Consider the following 18914-nt stretch of genomic DNA (forward strand, 5'->3'; position numbering starts at 1 on the left):
ACGAATAATTTTTGGTGTCTTATTTTGCTTCTTCTGAAAGAGTTAATATCTTAACCTCTTGTCCGTTTTTTACACTACGAGCTCCCTCTTCAATAATTTTTGTTCCGCTTTCAATTCCGCTTAAAACTTCAATAATATCTCCTTGCGTTTTCCCTGTAGTTATAATTGTTTGCTTAGCTGTTCCTACCTCATCTTTGATATTTTCTACCACATACACATACTGTTCTCCATTAGCATTTTCTGAAATAATACTTTGAGGAATTAAAATTGCTTTCTCATTAGAGTAATCGTTGATTTTTAACTTTGCTGTTAAGTTAGGTTTAATCTTACCCTCATGATTAGGTACACCTACTTCTACCTTGAATGTTCTATTTGCTGGATTAATAAAGTTACCTGCTTGACGAATTTTAGATGTTAACTTTTCTCCTAATACTGGGAATTCAACCTCTACATTTTTTCCTTTTTTAATAGAAGTAATATAACTTTCAGGTACATCTGTTTCGATATACATGTTTTTTAAGTTTACAATTCTAAAGACTTCTGACCCCATTCCTGGAGCAACTACTGTTCCTTGCTCTTTAATTACATCATCAATTACTCCTGAAAAAGGTGCAGTAATTACCGATTTTGCTAATTGTCTTCTTAATTGACTAACCGCATTGGTTTGTGCTTCATAATTAGTTTTTGCCTGTAAAAACTGAATTTCAGATCCTATTTTTTGATCCCACAAACGCTTTTGGCGTTTATATGTTGTTTCCGCTAATGCTGCTTGTGCTTCAACTTGCGCTAATTGATTAGCCAAACCTCCATCGTCAATTTTTGCTAAAGCTTGTCCTTTTTTAACATACTGTCCTTCTTTCACATAAATGCGTACTAGAAGTCCAGGCATTTCTGGATAAATTAACACATTTTGTTTTGTTTGTACAGCTCCTTGCAATTCTAAATAATGATCAAAAACCTCTTCTTTTGCTGAAAGAACTGTAATTAATGGAACTTTTTTATTCGTGTCTAACTCTGAAATTTTATCATTTAAAACCTTAATTTCATCAGATAGTGTTTGCATTTGTGTATCTAACGACGCTTTTTTCTCTCTAATTTTAGCTAAATCGTTAGATGCTATTACGTCTTGTACAGATTGCTCTTTTTTACCTCCACATGAGGCTAAAAGCAATGTAATTGCGAATAGTGAATATATTTTTCTCATTATAGTTGATTTTATTTTAGTGGTATGTTTAATGCGTTTTCTAATTGTGCTTTCTTAGCAATTACGTTCAACATTGATTGTACATAATTGTTCTGTTGTGTGTATAACTGATTTTGTGCTTGCAGTAAATCGAAGCTTGAAGAAATCCCTTCAAAAAACTTTACTTGTTGCTTTTTTTCTATTCGTTCAGCTAATGCTAAGTTTTTCTTCGCTGTTTCGTAATTTTCAATTCCTAATTGATACTCGCTTTTAGCTCTTTGTACTTGTAAGTTTAACTTTTGCTTTGCTTCTTCTAATCGAATGTCTGCATTTTCCAATGCTATTTTTGCTTGCGCTGTTCTTGAACTTCTTCCCAAACTACTAAAAATAGGCACATTCAAGGTTACTCCAAATAACGAATAGTCAAACCACTTTTGATTACTCTCTAAGAAATTAAAATCGTCTGAATTGGCATTAGCTCCATAGTTTATAAACGCTGATAAGCTTGGTAAAGCTTTACTCTGCTCCAACTTCATTAGCAAACGCTTACTTTCTCTATCATTTTGAGCAATTTTAAAATCTATATGATTATCAATATTAAATTGAGTAGCTAATAAACTTAAATCGGTATTATCAATAACCAGATTATCTAAGGAAGAAGTTAGTGTTAATTTTGTTTCAATCGAGTTTCCTAAAGAAACATTCAGCATTTGGTATGCTATTTCTTTTAATCGTTCAGCGTTTCTTAAGTTACTCTCAACATTACCTAAAGTAATTTGTAATTGCTCTACGTTTTCTAATTCTGTTAACCCATTGTCATAGGTTTTTTGGGTTTCATTCAAGTTTTTCTCTAATATCTTTTTGTTATTTTCTAAGATTTCAATTGACTTTTCTGTAACTAATACATTTCCATAAGCATTAATAACAGCTTCGCGTGTTGCTAACTCTGTTTTTACCTTTGCTTGTTCTGAAATTTTCAAGTATGTTTTTGCTGATTGCAGCCCTACTAAATATGACCCGTCAAATAACAGCTGTGTTAACGTTACTGAAGCATTCATTGTTTGTTTTGTTCCAAACCTTAAAGGAACGAATCCTGTTGGAGTTACAACTTGTTTTCCGTTTCTAATTACTCCATCAAAATATTCCTCTACCACATCTATTGTGCTTTGAGTATTATCAAAAGCTGCTACTGGTAATAAAGACACCTGTTGTTTTAGCCAATTTTGATATTCTACTTTTCCGTTTATTTGTGGTAAACCAATAGTAGTAGTTTCCCATTTTTTCTTCTTAGCTGCTTCAATATCGTTTAAAGATACTTTATTATCGTAACTGTTCTTTATAGCATAATCAATTGCCTCTTGCATTGATAAACTCATTTCTTTTTCTTGAGCAATTATATACCCTGTAAAAAAGAACACAAATACACTATATATGTATTTCCTCATTATTTTTAGTTTTTGTTTATGTTTTTTAATTGTTTCTCTAATTCTTTTACTCCTTTTGGAGTCGCTATCGCTCTAATATGATATTCTAAAATTTCATATTCAATTTCCATAACCTCTTGCATATCGTTGCTGTACAATTCACTTTCAAACACACCAAAAACTAATGTAAAGTAAAAATTTACTAAAAGGTCTCCTTTTATGTTTGTTCGGTACAAACCTTGTTCAACTCCCTTTTTTAAATTATCTACGTTACAATCTCTAAACATACAAACTTCTCGTTCTATTAGTTTTGTATAGGTTTCTGGATAGTATTTTTTTAGTTGGTACATAGGGGAAGTTTTTGCATTTTTAAACATTTCTTTAAAAATTGCCTTCACAGCAAACTCCTCTTCTACAGCATTGTAATTTTGGCTTTTGACCATCTCAATCGTTTCACTTATTGTATTATGAACCGATTCTGTGCTAGCATCTACCAAAGCTGTTTTATTTGAAAAGTACTTGTATAATGTTTTTTTAGACATGCCAAGTTCTTTCGCTATATCATCCATCGTTGTGCTTTTAAACCCTAAGGTTAAAAACATTTCTCCTGCTTTATTAATTATTTTATTTCTCATAATCGGATGCAAATGTACAACAGGAAACTTCAGAAACAAAAAAAGTTTCCAAGGTTTTAAGCTTTTTTAACATGTAGGTTATAGTTAAAATTTATCTTTACCTTATTTTTACAAAAATTTTCAGATTTGGACATATTATCATATCAATCAGACTTTATAACTTTTTTAGAATCTCAGAAGTTTACAAAAGAGCCTAAAAATCTTTATCAACCAATAGATTACATCTTAAGATTAGGAGGAAAAAGAATTCGCCCAGTCTTAACTTTAATTGCTGCTGATATTTTTTCTAATAACTATCAAAAAGCTCTACCTGCTGCATTTGCTGTTGAAGTTTTTCATAACTTCACTTTAGTACATGATGACATAATGGATGATGCTCCTTTAAGAAGAGGAAAGGAAACTGTACACGAAAAATGGAATATAAATACAGGTATTTTATCTGGTGATGCTATGCTTATTTTGGCATACCAATATTTTGAAAATTATGAGCCTGAAGTTTTTCAAAAGCTTGCACAATTATTTAGCAAAACTGCTTTAGAGGTTTGTGACGGTCAGCAATTAGACGTTGACTTTGAAACTAGAAATGATGTAACCATTAATGAGTACATTGAAATGATTACATTAAAAACATCTGTTTTAGTTGCTGCTGCTTTAAAAATGGGCGCTATTGTTGCTAAAGCTGACGAAGAACAAGCTCAACATTTATACAATTACGGTTTAAATTTAGGAATCGCTTTTCAACTACAAGACGATTATTTAGACACCTTTGGTGATCCAGATTCTTTTGGAAAACAAGTAGGAGGAGATATTATCGAAAATAAGAAAACATATCTTTATTTAAAAGCTTTAGAAGTTGCAAATAGTTCTGACAAAGAAAATTTACTAGATCTTTACAATAGAAAGCAAAAAAATAACACTGAAAAAGTAGCTATTGTTTCATCTATTTTTAGGAAAAACAACATCCCAGAAGAAACACACAAACTTATTGAGTACTACACAGATAAGTCTTTCGAAAACTTAAATCACCTTAACATTTCTGATCAACATAAAGAAGGGTTACGTACTTTTGGAAAAAATTTAATGAGCAGAAAAGTGTAAAAAAATAGGTGTTTATTTAAAAAAAGTTTTATTTTTGCAATCCAAATTTAACAGGTCCTATAGCTCAGTTGGTTAGAGCACCTGACTCATAATCAGGGGGTCCATGGTTCGAGCCCATGTGGGACCACCTTTAAAGCTTCACTTTTGTGAAGCTTTTTTTGTTTACACAAAACACATAAACAAGCACTTACACATCATTTGCAAGTGCTTTTTATAAAATTTTTCTTTTACCTCCCCTTTTTAATCAGTACCTTTGCGGCCTTATGATAAAAAAACTCAAAGACAAAAAGAACAAACGAGTATTCAGTTTTAACTTTTTAGTTTTTAGGAATCAATCAGACAAATTCATTCCCCCTTCAAGACAACCATCATTCTTTTAAGCTAAAAGAGAACTCTCTTCTCCTTTCACTTGAGCATGTACTTTTACAAGTACACTTCCTTTACATTTATCAATATTAATAATGAATTTCACAAAAAAAAGCCTAATCTTGGTTGCTTTTTCTTTTGTTACAGTTATGTTTTCACAAGAAAAGCCTGAGGTTAAAATTGGCGGAGCACTACGATTTAACTATAACCTATCTTCTTGGAAAGATGGTCAAAAAAAACGTGGAGGCGATTTCGGTTTCGACGTCTTCAGAATTAACGCTAAAGCAAAATACAAAGGAATAAAACTTAATGCTGAGTACCGTTTTTATTCTCAAAGTTTTGGAGGAGGTATGCTTAAACAAGGTTGGCTAGGGTATGATTTTAATGAAAAAGACAACATTCAATTAGGATTAACGCAAGTACCTTTTGGTATTACTCAATACAATTCTCATAGCTGGTTTTTTGGTATTAACTATTACCTTGGTTTAGAAGACGATCATGATATGGGTTTAAAATTCACACACAAAGGCAAAAAATGGGAATATGCTTTAGCTTTTTTCAAAAATGCTGAAGAACTTAATTTTGGAAGTAACTCTGATGTTTCCGATAGTCGATACTCATACGATGTTGCTTCTATAGACATTAATGGGGATGGCTCCTTAGACTTAAGGTATAAAGAAACAAACCAATTAAATGGAAAAGTAAATTATCACTTCGGAAATAAAAACACACAACACAAAATAGGTTTTTCTGCACAATATGGTGGTCTCTATAATCTAGACACCGAAGACACCTCTAGCCATCATGCCTTTGCCTTACACTATCAATTAAACGTGAAAAACTTTGATGCTAAAGCGCAAGTATCTAAATACAAATACAACACAAAGAATACTACTTATAAAGATCTTATAGCCTTAACTGCTTATGGAGCTCCTTACCTTACTGCAACAGAAGCAACAACATATACTTTAGGCGCTGCATATACCTTCCCTTTAAAATGGAAACCTATTTCTAGCATACAAGTTTATAATGACTTTGGTTATATGGATAAAACAGCTGAGAATTTTGAAGACAGTATTATGAATGTTTTTGGGTTCTTGGTAACAGCTGGTAATGTTTATACTTATATAGACTTTGCAGCAGGAAAAGATCATCCTTGGTTAGGACCTGTATGGACAAATGCTTTAGCCAACGGAACTCCTAATGCTAATTGGGACATGAGATTTAACATAAATATTGGATATTATTTTTAATAGAACAAAACATTAACACATGAAGAAAGCAAAAAAAATAATTAGAAGTGACGAACGGAAATCAATTTTTGGACTCAATGTTAACGGACCTGTATTCTTCACATCTTCAATTGTAATTATACTTAGTGTAGCTTTAACTTTGCTTTTTAAAGAAAGAGCTCAATCATATTTTGATATAACACAAAATTTTATAGCTAACAAAACTGGTTGGCTATTTATCTTGGCGGTAAATATTTTTGTTGCGTTTATGCTTTACTTAGCTTTTAGTAAATACGGAAGCTTACGTATTGGTGGAGCAAAAGCTAAACCAGAGTTCTCAACCACCTCTTGGTTCTCAATGCTCTTTAGTGCTGGTATGGGTATTGGATTACTCTTTTGGAGTATTGCTGAACCTGTTTATCATTTTTCTTCTCCTCCTTTAGCTGACCCTAATACAGCTGCTGCTGCCAAAGAAGCCATGAATGTTACTTTTTTACATTGGGGATTACATGCTTGGGGTATTTACGCTTTAGTGGGGTTATCTTTAGCTTATTTTACGTATTCCAGAGGACTTCCTTTAACAATCCGCTCTGTTTTCTACCCATTTTTAGGAGATAGAATTCATGGTAGAATTGGTGATATTATAGACATTTTTGCTGTTTTAGCTACTGTTTTTGGTTTGGCAACCTCTCTTGGCCTAGGTGTTAAACAAGTTGCCGCTGGTTTAGAGCATGTTTTTGGTTTAGATTCAGGAATTTCGCTACAAATATGGTTAATAGTTGGAATTACATTAATTGCTACCATTTCTGTAATCTCAGGAGTTGACAAAGGTGTTAAATTTTTAAGTGAAATGAATATGCGCATTGCAGTACTTTTATTACTTGCCGTAGTAATTCTAGGGCCTACCATTTTCATTTTAAAGTCATTTGTACAAAATACAGGTAGTTATGCAAATGATTTAATTAGCCTTTCCACATGGGCTGAAGCTTATACTGGAACAGAATGGCAAAACTCATGGACTATTTTTTATTGGGGATGGTGGATTGCTTGGTCTCCTTTCGTAGGTATGTTTATTGCCCGTGTTTCTAAAGGAAGGACTATTAGAGAGTTTATTCTTGGAGTATTGATTGTTCCTACATTGATTACCTTATTTTGGATTACGGCTTTTGGAGCAACCTCGTTACATGAGATTTTAGGTGGAGATACAACTATTGCAGACGGTGTAAATGACAATGTTGCTACCGCTCTTTTTGTCTTCTTAGAAGATTTCCCTTTTTCCATGGCACTAAATATTATCGCTATTGTACTTATTGCTAGTTTCTTTGTTACCTCATCAGATTCTGGTTCTTTAGTGGTAGATAGTTTAACTTCTGGAGGAAAAATTGACGCCCCAGTAGGTCAACGAATATTTTGGGCACTTGCAGAAGGTGCTGTGGCTGCCGTTTTATTATTAGGAGGTGGCTTAAAAGCTCTTCAAACAGCATCTATTGCAACCGGACTTCCTTTTACCTTACTTTTGTTATTAATGTGCTATTCTCTTTTTAAAGGATTAAAAGAAGATTATAAAGAACATCTCAAACGTCTAAACCAAAAAGAAAAGGAAGAATACCAGGAAACTGTGAAAAGATTAATAGATTCGAAAAAACAAAAATCTTAAATTATGAAAATTAAAAATATACTAGTTGCCTTAGACCTTTCCGAACTAGATGTTACACTTATTAAGTATTGTAGCATGCTTGCAAAAAACCATGAAACAGAGAATGTATATTTTATTCATAATGTAAAAAAGTATGAAATAAGCAACTTATTTTCTGAACAGTTAGAAAACATTAGTATTGAAGATATTATTGAAGAGGAGTTAGACAACAGCATCAACAAACATTTTGATGCCGATTGTAATTATGAGTTATTAGTTTCTGACGATGCTTATACAGAGAGCTTAATTAGCTATGTTGCTAATAAATATCATGCTGATTTAATTATTTTAGGTAATAAAAACACTTACAAAGGATCTGGATCGGTTTCAGGAAAACTATTACGAATGGCAAAATGCAATATTCTTTCTATTCCTAAAGAAGCCAACCTAAATCCAGAAAACCTAATGATTGCAACCGATTTTTCTTCGGCCTCTCTTAAAGCTTTCAACACCGCTTCTTCCATTAACAAAAAGAAAGAGCAACCTACATTAAAAGTATTAAATGTTTTTAAAATCCCTCAGTTATTTTTTCCTTACATTAAAATAGATAAAGCTCGCGAAAAAGTGGAAAAACACGTTAGCTTGCAATTTGAGAAACTACTTAATAAAACAAAAGCTTCAAACGTAGAAACAATAAAAGCTTCTGCTGGTGATGACAGTATTCCTGAAAAAATAAGAGCTATTGCAGAAAAAGACAAAACTGATATTTTATTTGTAGCAGATAAAGGGCATAATAACTTCACTTCTCTTTTAGTAGGAAGTGTAACAGAAGAGTTATTTACACAAGATTTACATATTCCTTTATGGGTTGTAAAACACTATATTGCCTCATAAAAAAGGGAGTTGAAAATTCAACTCCCTTTTTTATAATACTATTCAAATTTATTTTTAAAACATCTACCATTAAAACCCTATGAAATTTTCAGGGTTTTATCTCTAATTCTTTTTTTAGAAATTATTAAATTTATTCGGTAAAAATTAACTTAACTATGAAAACTAACAAACTCTTCTTTATTTTAATCCTCATTACTGCTTTTCTTTCTTCTTGTAGTATTCTTAAAACAGCTCCATACGATCAATACTCATTTCAAAAAACTATTGAAATAAAAATAGATGCTACTCAACTTATAGACAAAGCTGAAAATCCTTACGAAGAAAACAGTAAAGAAATTGAAAAACTACAAAATGAGATTGCTAAAATTGTTGAATACGAGAAATACAAGCCCAACAACGAGATAACCTATAAAATGTGGTTGTTATTAGCTGACCAAGACAAAAACTTACTTGCTGGTTTTTTAAAACGATGGAAAGAAAAAAATAAGCTTTCTCCTTTTTTTATCACGGAAGCTAAAGGGCAAATAACTGAGGCATTTAATCTGTTACTTGAATACGAAAGTAAAAAAGAACCTGCTACAAAAAACAAATTACTACAACTTCTTTCAAACAATTAATACGCTATGGATTTCGAAAAAATATTACAAGAATTAAAAAAATCACTAATCTCTTTATTTAGTGATAAGTTTAGTGAATTTTCACAAGAATCTAAAAAAGACATTGAACTATTCTTGAATGATTCAAAAGACAAACTAGAAAGATGGACGTCTTTATTAGCACAAGGAAAACTTACCGTAGAAGATTTTGAATGGCTTGTAAAAAGCCAGAAAGACTTATTCCAAATGAAAGCTTTACAAGCCGCAGGTATTTCAAAAATAAGCTTAGGTCATTTTAAAAATAAAGTTCTTAATACTATCGTAAGCACAATAAAAACTTTAATTTTTTAAAACTAGAAAACGATGAATATTTACCCTTTCATCGTTTTTAATTTTTCTTGACGCTCCTCTACTAAAAAATGGGGGTTTTCTTGAAATTTCTTCCAAAGAGATAATAATTTTTTAAAAATTAGCATTTCAGTAGCTCTGTCACCATATTGAATAATTAGATATGATAACAAATTATAACAAGCAGTATACTCTCCACATGCAATAACACTATTTAACATACCATTTGCCTTATCTTTTTTCGTGAACCATAGAGTTGTGCCAAACGATGCGCTTTTATTTGAATTTTTAATAATTGCTTCGCTTATACCTCCTGTATATTTCATTATTTCCTCCCAACCTCTCTCGTTCTCTGGTCGGGTTGTTTGATTTCCTGAAGCATCTTTACATCGTAGCTCATACACTGTAGATGTAATTATTTTATTTGGAAAAGTACTATAAATCGCATTTGCATGTTGCCTCCTATCATTTTTAAGAAAAACTACACTTGCCATGCGAACCAACGATTTTGCTCTGTTAAGTATATAAAAACCAACTCTTCTTGGCGGTAAATATAACCTTTGATCTACACCTGTTTCATTTTGCATTAATTTAGATAATGAAAAAAACAGAAAGTGAATAAACACCAAAAAAGCTAATATTACAACACTCACTGTGTACCAAACCATCATCTTTTGTACTCCAAAAAACACGGTAACTATCAACATAAACAATAAGGTAAAAGCGCTAGACACATAGGACACATACTTACTAAACCAAGAATCAGAAGCAAATTTAAAACCCTCTCCTGGATATGGTGATGAAACATCACACAAAAAATATAAGTCATGAAGTTCAGGTTTTCCTTCACATTGATTTTGCGCTTCAGACACAAAAACAGAAGCACCTTGATTATCTACAATACCTCCATCCATCAATCCTATTTCCTCTAAATCATTATGCTTCGGAGTAAAATCGTACGGAAAACCTATAGGCTCAAATCCTCCCGGAAATGCTGTAGAAGCAGCTATTACATCTCCTAATTTTATATCATTAATAACTCCTTTATATTTGCTATGTGCTTTTCCATTTCCAAACCTTTTTTGATTTCCTTTTATATTTTGAAACCTAAACTGATGTGTACTATCAAAATCTGTAGCATTAAAAATCACCCTTTCTAAATGCGTTTTTCCTTCGCTAATTGCATCTTGAACCTCTCCCAAAGTTGCATTATTTGTTAGCTTATTATACTCTATAGCAAAAGCATTAATCGGATTTTTTCGCTTATGCTTATTTTCGGGCTGATTCCAAATTAAAGGCCATCTCAAGTGACTAAGTGCATTACTTGTTAACTCATCCTTTGCTAACCACGCATAATACTCATCAAAAAAAGTTTGAAACTCTTTTCCTTCAATTTGAGATTGTGCATACTTAACCCCGGTAATTGTTCCTCCAGAAACGGTAGAAATTGCTTTTACATTTTCTAGTAAACCTACTTTTTCTAATAAAGACAATGTTCCTAATGAAAAACAAGCAGCTCTATATCCTCCTCCAGAAAAACATAAGGCAATAGACTTAAATAGTTCCATGGTTTTCATGCAATTTTTATAATTTTATCTTATCCTCTTAAAGCATGTAATCTAGCTACATATTTCCCAATCACATCAAATTCTAAATTCACTTTGGTACCTATTTTAAAGTTTTTAAAGGTTGTATGCTCGTAAGTGTATGGAATAATAGCCACACTAAACTCATCCTTTTTAGAGTTTACCACCGTTAAACTTACTCCGTTTATAGTAATCGAACCTTTTTCAATCGTAACATTAGAGCCATCAAAATCATATGAAAAAGTAAAAACTGTACTCCCTTCAGCATCTTCTATATTTTTACAAACCCCTGTTCCATCTACATGTCCCTGTACTATGTGCCCATCTAATCGAGCCCCTAACTTCATTGCTCTTTCAAGGTTTATCTCATCCCCTACCTGCAAATCACCTATATTCGTTTTGTCTAGTGTTTCTTTTATAGCTGTAACTGTATACTCATCCTTATCAATTGCAACAACTGTTAAGCAAACACCATTATGTGCTACACTCTGATCTATTTTTAATTCATTGGTTATTGTACTTCTTATTGTAAGGTGTAAATTCTCTTTTTCACGCTCAATCCCTTTTACAATTCCAAGAGTTTCTATTATTCCGGTAAACATTCTATAAAAATTTAGTTACTTTTGTTAGCATCAAAAATACAACTTTACCTACGAAAGTAAACTATGGATAAAGCAAACAAAATTATTGTCGGAATTTCGGTTGGGGACATCAATGGAATTGGTATCGAAATTATTTTAAAGACATTTGAAGACAAACGAATGCTTGATTTTTGCACTCCAGTTTTATTTGCTTCAAACAAATTGATTTCATATCATAAAAAAACGTTAAGACTTAACACCAGTATTCATGGAATTACTTCTTTAGATAAACTTGTTCATGGTAAAGTTAATTTATTAAACAGTTGGAAAGAAGAGGTTAAGGTAGACTTAGGTAAAACTACTGAAGAAGGTGGTAAATTTGCCTTAAAATCATTACAAGCAGCTGTTGGGGCTTTAAAAAAGAATCAAATAGATCTTATTGTTACAGCTCCTATTAACAAAGAAAATATTCAATCTGAAGAATTTAAGTTCCCAGGGCATACAGAATATCTAGAAGAAAACTTTGATGGAAGAAGTTTAATGATTTTAATGACAAATGAATTACGTATTGGTTTAATAACTGGTCATATTCCTGTTTCTAAAGTTGCTGAAACCATTACTCCTGAGCTTATAAAATCTAAAGTTGAAATCATGTACAACTCTTTAAAACAAGATTTTAATATTAACAAACCTAAAATTGCTGTATTAGGGCTAAATCCACATTGTGGTGACAATGGAATTATTGGTACTGAAGATGACGAAATTATTCGCCCTACTATTACTGAAATTAAAGAAACTGGTAAATTAGTTTTTGGCCCGTATGCAGCCGACGGTTTCTTTGGTTCAAAAACCTATAAACAATTTGACGGAGTTTTAGCCATGTATCACGACCAAGGTTTGGCTCCATTCAAAGCTTTATCGTTTGGAAATGGTGTAAATTTCACTGCTGGTTTGAGCAAGGTAAGAACCTCTCCAGACCATGGAACTGGATTTGATATTGCTGGTAAAAATAATGCTAATCCCACATCTTTTAAAGAAGCCTTATTTACCTCATTACAAATATTTAAGAACCGAAAAGAGTATCAAGAGCTTACAAAAAACGCATTAAAAGCAAAATAGTTCATTTTTTTTACTCAAAACATAAAAGTAAAAACATTTTTTATATCTTTGCACGCTCAAATTGATAGTTGTAGATGAAAGACTTAAAACAATTCAACATACCTTTTGTAGGTTTAAAAGAAGGAAGTCATTTGTTTGAATATCAAATTGACAAAACGTTCTTTGAAGCATTTCAGTTTGACGAGTTTAACAATTCAAACATAAAAGCTGATATTACATTTGTTAAAAAAAGCACGTTATTAGAACTTGCTTTTAACATCAGTGGAACAGTGAATGTTCCTTGTGATATTACTAATGAGTTATTTGATTTACCTGTTAATGGTACTTTAAATTTGGTTGTTAAGTTTGGACCTGAGTTTAATGATGAACACGATGAAATTTTGATACTTCCGCATGAAGCTTATCAAGTAAATGTGTCTCAATATATATATGAGTTAATAGTGTTATCAGTACCGAGCAAAAGAGTACATCCAAATGTTATTGATGGTACTATGCAATCAGATGCTTTAAGAAAATTAGAAGAATTAAGAATAAACGAAGAAAAACCTGTTGAGGAAGAATCAACAGACCCTAGATGGGATAAATTAAAGGATTTACTAACAGATAAATAAGACATAAAATGGCACATCCAAAGAGAAAAATATCTAAAACTAGAAGAGATAAAAGAAGAACTCACTATAAAGCTTCTGTACCTCAAATAGCTGTTGATCCTACAACTGGAGAAGCTCATTTATACCACAGAGCTCACTGGCATGAAGGAAAATTGTATTACAGAGGGCAAGTAGTATTAGAAAGTGCTGCTGCTGAGGCTTAAAAACTAGTTTAAAAAATTAAAAAACCCTCTACTTTGAGGGTTTTTTTATGTTTTTACATCAAAAAATCCTCTTTTTGATGTTTTTTTCTACAAAAAAGTGAAATAATTTTCATTACTTTGAAAACTCGTTTTACTACAAAACAAACAACTATGACTAAAATAACTGCAGCTATAACAGCGGTAGGAAAATATATTCCAGAACATGCGCTAACTAATAAGGAGCTAGAAACAATGGTAGACACCAATGACGAGTGGATTACTAGCAGAACAGGAATTAAAGAAAGAAGAATTTTAAAAGGTGAAGGCCTTGGAACTTCTTTCATGGCAATAAAAGCAGCAGAAGATTTACTTCAAAAATCAAATACAAACCCTGAAGATATCGACATGGTTATTGTAGCAACAGCTACTCCAGATATGCCTGTAGCTTCAACGGCAGCTTATACAGCTTCTAAAATAGGAGCCGTGAACGCTTTTTCTTATGATTTGCAAGCAGCTTGTTCAAGTTTTTTATACGGGATGTCTACTGCTTCAAGCTATATTGAAAGCGGTAGATACAAAAAAGTTTTGTTAATTGGTGCCGATAAAATGTCATCAATTATTGATTATAGTGATAGAGCTACTTGCATCATCTTTGGTGATGGGGCTGGCGCTGTTTTATTTGAACCTAATAACGACGGTTTAGGGTTACAAGATGAATATTTAAGAAGCGACGGAATTGGTCGTGAATTCTTAAAAATTGATGCAGGTGGATCAATTTTACCAGCATCAGAAGACACCGTTAAAAACAAACAACACTTCGTTCATCAAGAAGGAAGAACTGTGTTTAAATTTGCTGTTTCGAACATGGCAGATGTTTCTGAGAAAATGTTAACCAGAAACAATTTAACAAAAGATGATATTCAGTGGTTAGTTCCACACCAGGCAAATAAAAGAATCATTGAAGCTACTGCCAATAGAGTTGGCTTAGAAGATGATAAAGTGATGATGAACATTCATAAGTACGGAAACACAACTTCTGCTACTTTACCTTTGTTACTTGCAGACTATGAAAAAGAGTTGAAAAAAGGAGATAATTTAATTTTTGCCGCATTTGGTGGAGGCTTCACATGGGGAGCTATCTACTTAAAATGGGCCTATAACTCATAACTAAACAACTAAAATTTAGGAAAATGGACATTAAAGAAATTCAAAGTCTTATAAAGTTTGTAGCTAAGTCAGGTGCAAGTGAAGTAAAGCTAGAAATGGAAGATATCAAAATCACCATTAAAACTGGAAGTGACACTCCTGAAACTACTATCATACAAGCTCCTGCTCCAGCAGCGGCTCCACAAATGATAGCTCCTGCCCCAGTTGCACAACCAGCTTCTCCAGCCGCAGCCCCAGTAGCAGCTGAAGCTACAGACGACTCAAAATACGTAACTATAAAATCACCTATCATTGGTACTTTCTACAGAAAACCTTCTCCAGACAAGCCAAACTTTGCTGAAGTAGGAACAGAAGTAAAAGTTGGAGATACTGTTTGTATCATTGAAGCAATGAAGTTATTTAACGAAATTGAATCAGAAGTATCTGGTAAAATTGTTAAAGTATTAGTGGATGATTCTTCTCCTGTAGAATTTGATCAACCATTATTTTTAGTAGACCCATCATAATTTTTGGTTTAGAAGTTTTAAGTTTAGAAGTTTAGCGTAGCTAAACTCTTAAACAACTAAACCTAATAAACTCATAAACTAAAAGACATGTTTAAAAAGATATTAATTGCCAATAGAGGCGAAATCGCGCTACGTGTAATTAGAACCTGTAAAGAGATGGGGATTAAAACAGTAGCTGTTTATTCAAAAGCAGATGCTGAAAGTTTACACGTACGTTTTGCTGATGAAGCAGTATGTATTGGACCTGCACCAAGTAGCGAATCTTATTTAAAAATGGATCGTATCATAGCAGCTGCAGAGATTACAAACGCTGATGGAATTCACCCAGGATATGGATTCTTAGCTGAAAACGCTAAATTCTCAAGATTATGTGAAGAGCACGAAATTAAGTTTATCGGAGCTTCTCCTGAGATGATTGATAAAATGGGAGACAAAGCGAATGCTAAAGCTACCATGAAAGCTGCTGGAGTACCGTGTGTACCAGGTAGTGACGGTGTAATTACCACATTTGAAGAATGTGAAAAAGTCGCTGTAGAAACAGGATACCCTGTAATGTTAAAAGCATCTGCTGGTGGTGGAGGTAAAGGTATGCGTGCTGTTTGGAAAGCCGAAGATTTAAAAGATGCTTGGGATTCTGCAAGACAAGAATCTAAAGCTGCTTTTGGAAACGACGATATGTATATGGAGAAGTTAATTGAAGAACCTCGCCATATTGAAATCCAAGTAGTAGGTGATGCTTATGGTAAAGCTTGTCACTTATCTGAAAGAGATTGTTCAGTTCAACGTCGTCACCAAAAATTAACTGAGGAAACTCCTTCTCCATTCATGACAGAAGAATTACGTGATGCTATGGGAGCTGCTGCTGTAAAGGCTGCTGAATATATTAAGTATGAAGGTGCTGGTACAGTTGAGTTCTTAGTAGACAAACACCGTAACTTCTACTTTATGGAAATGAATACTCGTATTCAGGTAGAGCATCCAATTACTGAAGAAGTTGTAGACTATGATTTAATTCGTGAACAAATCTTAGTTGCGGCTGGTGTGCCAATTTCAGGTAAAAACTACAAGCCACAATTACACTCAATTGAATGTAGAATTAATGCAGAAGATCCTTATAACGGATTTAGACCTGCTCCAGGAAAAATAACTTCATATCACGCTCCAGGTGGTCATGGTGTTCGTATCGATACTCACGTGTATGCTGGGTACATGATTCCACCAAACTATGACTCAATGATTTCTAAGTTAATTGTTACTGCACAAACTCGTGAAGAAGCGATTAACAAGATGAAACGCGCATTAGATGAGTATGTTATTGAAGGTGTAAAAACAACAATTCCTTTCCACAGACAATTAATGGATCATCCAGATTACGTAGCAGGTAACTATACCACTAAGTTCATGGAAGATTTTGAAATGGAATCATAACATATTTCAACATAGAATAAAAAATCAGTGAGTAACTTCACTGATTTTTTTATTTCATAAATTCGCATAATGAATTTTTTATACAATTTACTTCTTTCTGTAGTATCTATATTACTCCCATTAATAGCTTTATTCAACAAAAAAATAAAGTTATTTTATGAAGGGAGAAAAGAAACATTTTCAAGACTAAACAGTATTTCCAAAACTGATAAAGTAATTTGGTTTCATGCTGCTTCTTTAGGGGAATTTGAACAAGGAAGACCTATTATTGAAGAGTTAAAACAGCTTTATACAGGTTACAAAATAGTTGTTACTTTTTTCTCCCCCTCTGGTTATGAAATCAGAAAAAACTATCCATTAGCTGATGTTATTTGCTATTTACCATTAGACACAAAATCGAACGTTAGAAAATTCATCAAAAAAGTACATCCAGATATGGCTATTATGATAAAGTATGAGTTTTGGCCTAATCTTCTTTCAGAATTAAAAAAACATAATGTTCCTACGATTTTAATTTCAGGAATTTTTAGAAAAAAACAATCCTTTTTTAAATGGTATGGAGGTTTTATGCGTGAAAAACTAACTGTTTTTAATCACTTTTTTGTACAAAACAAAGCTTCTAAAGACTTATTAAATTCTATTAATTTTAATAACGTAACCATTGCTGGTGATACGCGATTTGACCGTGTATACGATATTTTACAACAAGATAACTCGTTAGATTTTATTTCTGAGTTTAAAAATAATAATTACACTGTTGTTGCGGGAAGTACTTGGAAAGAAGATGAAGAACTTATTGTAGATTATTTAAATAATCACGCAACTGATGATGAAAAGTTTATTATTGCTCCACATAACATCAATAAAAAACAGATTAAAGAGTTACAAAACTCAATCAATAAAAAAACTGTTCTTTACTCTGAAAACCTAAACAAAGAGTTATCAGGATATCAAGTTTTTATAATTGACACTATTGGCTTACTTACCAAAATATATTCATACGCTGATGCTGCCTATGTAGGTGGTGGACTCGCTACTGGTTTACATAATATTTTGGAACCAGCAACATATGGTGTTCCTGTTATTTTTGGTGGTAATAAATACAGTAAGTTTCAAGAAGCAATTGATTTACTAGAAATAGGAGGTGCAAAGACCGTTACAAATACTAATGAATTTTCCAGTAATTTTGCTTCATTGCAATCAGACAAAAAACTAAGAGAGCAAATGGGGAAAGTTAACCACAATTATATTTTAAAAAATGTGGGAGCAACAAAAAACATTGTCACTTATTTAAAAAACACATTATAATGGATTTTATATTACAACCATGGTCGTGGTATGTATCTGGGCCACTTATCGCCTTTATACTATTTTTATTCTTTTATTTCGGTAAAAATTTTGGAGTATCAACTAATTTAGAAACCATGTGTACCATGGTTGGAGCAGGTAAAGTATCTGATTATTTTAAGAAAGATTGGAAAGAACGTGATTGGGCTATTGTTTTTTTAATTGGTTTAATAATTGGAGGATATATAGCCATTAACTACCTCTCTGCTACACCAAAAATTGATTTAAACCCAACAACTGTAAATGAATTAGCTAATTTAGGTTTTCAAAATGCAGGAGAAACCTATGTACCTAATGAAATTTTCAGCATTGAAAACATGTTAACCTTAAAAGGTTTTACAATTTTATTAATTGCTGGAATTTTAATTGGATTTGGAACTCGTTATGCAGGAGGATGTACCTCAGGACATGCCATTACAGGACTAAGTAGTTTTCAATTACCTTCTTTAATTGCAGTAATTGGTTTTTTTATTGGTGGTTTAATAATGACTTGGGCTCTATTCCCTTTAATATTTGGTTAAGATGAAGAATATAAAATTTTTAGTTATTGGTATAGTTTTCGGAATTATTTTATCTAAATCAGAAGCTGTTTCTTGGTATCGAATTTATGAAATGTTTAAATTCCAATCTTTTCACATGTATGGTATTATTGGTTCTGCCGTAGCTATTTCTGCAATACTTATGTATTTCTTTAAAATCGGAAAAATTAAAGATTATTTAGGGAACCAAATTAACATTAGAGAAAAGAAAAAAGGATTTATTAGAACTTTAGTTGGCGGCACTATATTTGGGTTAGGTTGGGCACTAGCAGGCGCTTGTCCTGCTCCTATTTTTGTTTTGATTGGACAAGGAATAATCCCAATGATTATTGTACTCTTAGGAGCTCTTATAGGAGCTTTTATTTATGGTTTATTGGGTAAGAAGTTACCTAATTAATATAAAAAACCTTGGATAATTTAGTCCAAGGTTTTTTTG

At 32.4% G+C, this 18914-nt stretch carries 20 protein-coding genes and 1 tRNA gene; 16 read left to right on the forward strand and 5 right to left on the reverse strand.

Features of this window, described 5'->3' with window-relative positions; genetic code table 11:
* Positions 1-19 precede the first annotated feature (19 nt).
* Genes AC3VJB_RS10590 through AC3VJB_RS10600 form a run of 3 tightly spaced genes read right to left on the reverse strand, consistent with a single transcriptional unit; the run spans position 20 to position 3242 of the window.
* Positions 20-1204 (reverse strand): efflux RND transporter periplasmic adaptor subunit, encoded by a 1185-nt coding sequence (locus AC3VJB_RS10590; protein WP_497667124.1) that lies wholly within the window; start codon positions 1202-1204, stop codon positions 20-22.
* Between the two features lie 11 nt (positions 1205-1215).
* Positions 1216-2628, reverse strand: a complete 1413-nt coding sequence (locus AC3VJB_RS10595; protein WP_159493496.1) for a TolC family protein — start codon at positions 2626-2628, stop codon at positions 1216-1218.
* Between the two features lie 5 nt (positions 2629-2633).
* Positions 2634-3242: a TetR/AcrR family transcriptional regulator gene (locus AC3VJB_RS10600; RefSeq protein WP_047789959.1), complete on the reverse strand. Its 609-nt coding sequence runs from the start codon at positions 3240-3242 to the stop codon at positions 2634-2636.
* A gap of 126 nt (positions 3243-3368) precedes the next feature.
* Here AC3VJB_RS10600 and AC3VJB_RS10605 point away from each other — a divergent pair, with 126 nt between their 5' ends.
* From AC3VJB_RS10605 to AC3VJB_RS10635, 7 genes are all read left to right on the forward strand, one after another.
* Positions 3369-4340, forward strand: coding sequence for a polyprenyl synthetase family protein (locus AC3VJB_RS10605; protein ID WP_497667125.1), 972 nt, complete (start codon positions 3369-3371; stop codon positions 4338-4340).
* A 53-nt stretch (positions 4341-4393) separates the two neighbouring features.
* Positions 4394-4467, forward strand: a tRNA-Ile gene (locus AC3VJB_RS10610).
* Between the two features lie 334 nt (positions 4468-4801).
* A complete protein-coding gene (locus AC3VJB_RS10615; RefSeq protein WP_497667126.1) occupies positions 4802-5959 on the forward strand; it encodes a hypothetical protein in 1158 nt (385 codons plus the stop codon).
* Between the two features lie 19 nt (positions 5960-5978).
* Complete coding sequence (locus AC3VJB_RS10620) at positions 5979-7595, forward strand: BCCT family transporter (RefSeq protein ID WP_239178130.1); 1617 nt, start codon at positions 5979-5981, stop codon at positions 7593-7595.
* A 3-nt stretch (positions 7596-7598) separates the two neighbouring features.
* Complete coding sequence (locus AC3VJB_RS10625; protein WP_053056727.1) at positions 7599-8468, forward strand: universal stress protein; 870 nt, start codon at positions 7599-7601, stop codon at positions 8466-8468.
* Between the two features lie 155 nt (positions 8469-8623).
* Complete coding sequence (locus AC3VJB_RS10630; protein WP_047789954.1) at positions 8624-9085, forward strand: hypothetical protein; 462 nt, start codon at positions 8624-8626, stop codon at positions 9083-9085.
* 6 nt (positions 9086-9091) lie between these two features.
* A complete protein-coding gene (locus AC3VJB_RS10635) occupies positions 9092-9415 on the forward strand; it encodes a hypothetical protein (protein WP_073182128.1) in 324 nt (107 codons plus the stop codon).
* 20 nt (positions 9416-9435) lie between these two features.
* Here AC3VJB_RS10635 and AC3VJB_RS10640 read toward each other — a convergent pair whose 3' ends face one another.
* Complete coding sequence (locus AC3VJB_RS10640) at positions 9436-10980, reverse strand: patatin-like phospholipase family protein (RefSeq protein ID WP_497667127.1); 1545 nt, start codon at positions 10978-10980, stop codon at positions 9436-9438.
* 29 nt (positions 10981-11009) lie between these two features.
* Positions 11010-11600 carry a riboflavin synthase gene (locus tag AC3VJB_RS10645; protein ID WP_047789951.1) on the reverse strand — a complete coding sequence of 197 codons (591 nt, stop codon included), beginning with the start codon at positions 11598-11600 and terminating at the stop codon, positions 11010-11012.
* A gap of 63 nt (positions 11601-11663) precedes the next feature.
* Between AC3VJB_RS10645 and pdxA the strand changes: the two genes are divergently transcribed.
* The 9 genes from pdxA (at position 11664) to AC3VJB_RS10690 (ending at position 18875) form a co-directional block, all read left to right on the forward strand.
* Complete coding sequence (pdxA, locus tag AC3VJB_RS10650; protein WP_497667128.1) at positions 11664-12698, forward strand: 4-hydroxythreonine-4-phosphate dehydrogenase PdxA; 1035 nt, start codon at positions 11664-11666, stop codon at positions 12696-12698.
* Positions 12699-12772: 74 nt separating this feature from the next.
* Entirely contained in the window at positions 12773-13309 is a 537-nt protein-coding gene (locus tag AC3VJB_RS10655; RefSeq protein WP_497667129.1) for a YceD family protein, read from the forward strand.
* A gap of 8 nt (positions 13310-13317) precedes the next feature.
* Positions 13318-13512 (forward strand): 50S ribosomal protein L32, encoded by a 195-nt coding sequence (rpmF, locus tag AC3VJB_RS10660; protein ID WP_047789948.1) that lies wholly within the window; start codon positions 13318-13320, stop codon positions 13510-13512.
* 150 nt (positions 13513-13662) lie between these two features.
* Positions 13663-14658 (forward strand): beta-ketoacyl-ACP synthase III, encoded by a 996-nt coding sequence (locus AC3VJB_RS10665; protein WP_330489350.1) that lies wholly within the window; start codon positions 13663-13665, stop codon positions 14656-14658.
* A gap of 23 nt (positions 14659-14681) precedes the next feature.
* Positions 14682-15164, forward strand: a complete 483-nt coding sequence (accB, locus tag AC3VJB_RS10670) for an acetyl-CoA carboxylase biotin carboxyl carrier protein (RefSeq protein WP_330489351.1) — start codon at positions 14682-14684, stop codon at positions 15162-15164.
* Between the two features lie 87 nt (positions 15165-15251).
* The gene (accC, locus tag AC3VJB_RS10675; RefSeq protein WP_497667130.1) at positions 15252-16592 is read left to right on the forward strand and encodes an acetyl-CoA carboxylase biotin carboxylase subunit; all 1341 of its coding nucleotides are present in this window, start codon (positions 15252-15254) and stop codon (positions 16590-16592) included.
* A gap of 69 nt (positions 16593-16661) precedes the next feature.
* Positions 16662-17900 carry a 3-deoxy-D-manno-octulosonic acid transferase gene (locus AC3VJB_RS10680; RefSeq protein ID WP_497667131.1) on the forward strand — a complete coding sequence of 413 codons (1239 nt, stop codon included), beginning with the start codon at positions 16662-16664 and terminating at the stop codon, positions 17898-17900.
* Entirely contained in the window at positions 17900-18460 is a 561-nt protein-coding gene (locus AC3VJB_RS10685) for a YeeE/YedE family protein (RefSeq protein WP_349264642.1), read from the forward strand. Before AC3VJB_RS10680 ends, AC3VJB_RS10685 begins: the two co-directional genes overlap by 1 nt.
* 1 nt (position 18461) lies before the next feature.
* Positions 18462-18875 (forward strand): DUF6691 family protein, encoded by a 414-nt coding sequence (locus tag AC3VJB_RS10690; RefSeq protein WP_167712919.1) that lies wholly within the window; start codon positions 18462-18464, stop codon positions 18873-18875.
* Positions 18876-18914: the final 39 nt, after the last annotated feature.

It is taken from the genome of Tenacibaculum sp. TB-53, from assembly GCF_059716285.2.

Excerpts from the sequence above, each read along its gene's own strand:
- AC3VJB_RS10590 (WP_497667124.1), bottom strand. The coding sequence starts at position 1,204 with ATGAGAAAAATATATTCACTATTCGCAATTACATTGCTTTTAGCCTCA.
- AC3VJB_RS10595 (WP_159493496.1), bottom strand. The coding sequence starts at position 2,628 with ATGAGGAAATACATATATAGTGTATTTGTGTTCTTTTTTACAGGGTAT.
- AC3VJB_RS10600 (WP_047789959.1), bottom strand. The coding sequence starts at position 3,242 with ATGAGAAATAAAATAATTAATAAAGCAGGAGAAATGTTTTTAACCTTA.
- AC3VJB_RS10615 (WP_497667126.1), top strand. The coding sequence starts at position 4,802 with ATGAATTTCACAAAAAAAAGCCTAATCTTGGTTGCTTTTTCTTTTGTT.
- AC3VJB_RS10620 (WP_239178130.1), top strand. The coding sequence starts at position 5,979 with ATGAAGAAAGCAAAAAAAATAATTAGAAGTGACGAACGGAAATCAATT.
- AC3VJB_RS10625 (WP_053056727.1), top strand. The coding sequence starts at position 7,599 with ATGAAAATTAAAAATATACTAGTTGCCTTAGACCTTTCCGAACTAGAT.
- AC3VJB_RS10630 (WP_047789954.1), top strand. The coding sequence starts at position 8,624 with ATGAAAACTAACAAACTCTTCTTTATTTTAATCCTCATTACTGCTTTT.
- AC3VJB_RS10635 (WP_073182128.1), top strand. The coding sequence starts at position 9,092 with ATGGATTTCGAAAAAATATTACAAGAATTAAAAAAATCACTAATCTCT.
- AC3VJB_RS10640 (WP_497667127.1), bottom strand. The coding sequence starts at position 10,980 with ATGGAACTATTTAAGTCTATTGCCTTATGTTTTTCTGGAGGAGGATAT.
- AC3VJB_RS10645 (WP_047789951.1), bottom strand. The coding sequence starts at position 11,600 with ATGTTTACCGGAATAATAGAAACTCTTGGAATTGTAAAAGGGATTGAG.
- pdxA (WP_497667128.1), top strand. The coding sequence starts at position 11,664 with ATGGATAAAGCAAACAAAATTATTGTCGGAATTTCGGTTGGGGACATC.
- AC3VJB_RS10655 (WP_497667129.1), top strand. The coding sequence starts at position 12,773 with ATGAAAGACTTAAAACAATTCAACATACCTTTTGTAGGTTTAAAAGAA.
- rpmF (WP_047789948.1), top strand. The coding sequence starts at position 13,318 with ATGGCACATCCAAAGAGAAAAATATCTAAAACTAGAAGAGATAAAAGA.
- AC3VJB_RS10665 (WP_330489350.1), top strand. The coding sequence starts at position 13,663 with ATGACTAAAATAACTGCAGCTATAACAGCGGTAGGAAAATATATTCCA.
- accB (WP_330489351.1), top strand. The coding sequence starts at position 14,682 with ATGGACATTAAAGAAATTCAAAGTCTTATAAAGTTTGTAGCTAAGTCA.
- accC (WP_497667130.1), top strand. The coding sequence starts at position 15,252 with ATGTTTAAAAAGATATTAATTGCCAATAGAGGCGAAATCGCGCTACGT.
- AC3VJB_RS10680 (WP_497667131.1), top strand. The coding sequence starts at position 16,662 with ATGAATTTTTTATACAATTTACTTCTTTCTGTAGTATCTATATTACTC.
- AC3VJB_RS10685 (WP_349264642.1), top strand. The coding sequence starts at position 17,900 with ATGGATTTTATATTACAACCATGGTCGTGGTATGTATCTGGGCCACTT.
- AC3VJB_RS10690 (WP_167712919.1), top strand. The coding sequence starts at position 18,462 with ATGAAGAATATAAAATTTTTAGTTATTGGTATAGTTTTCGGAATTATT.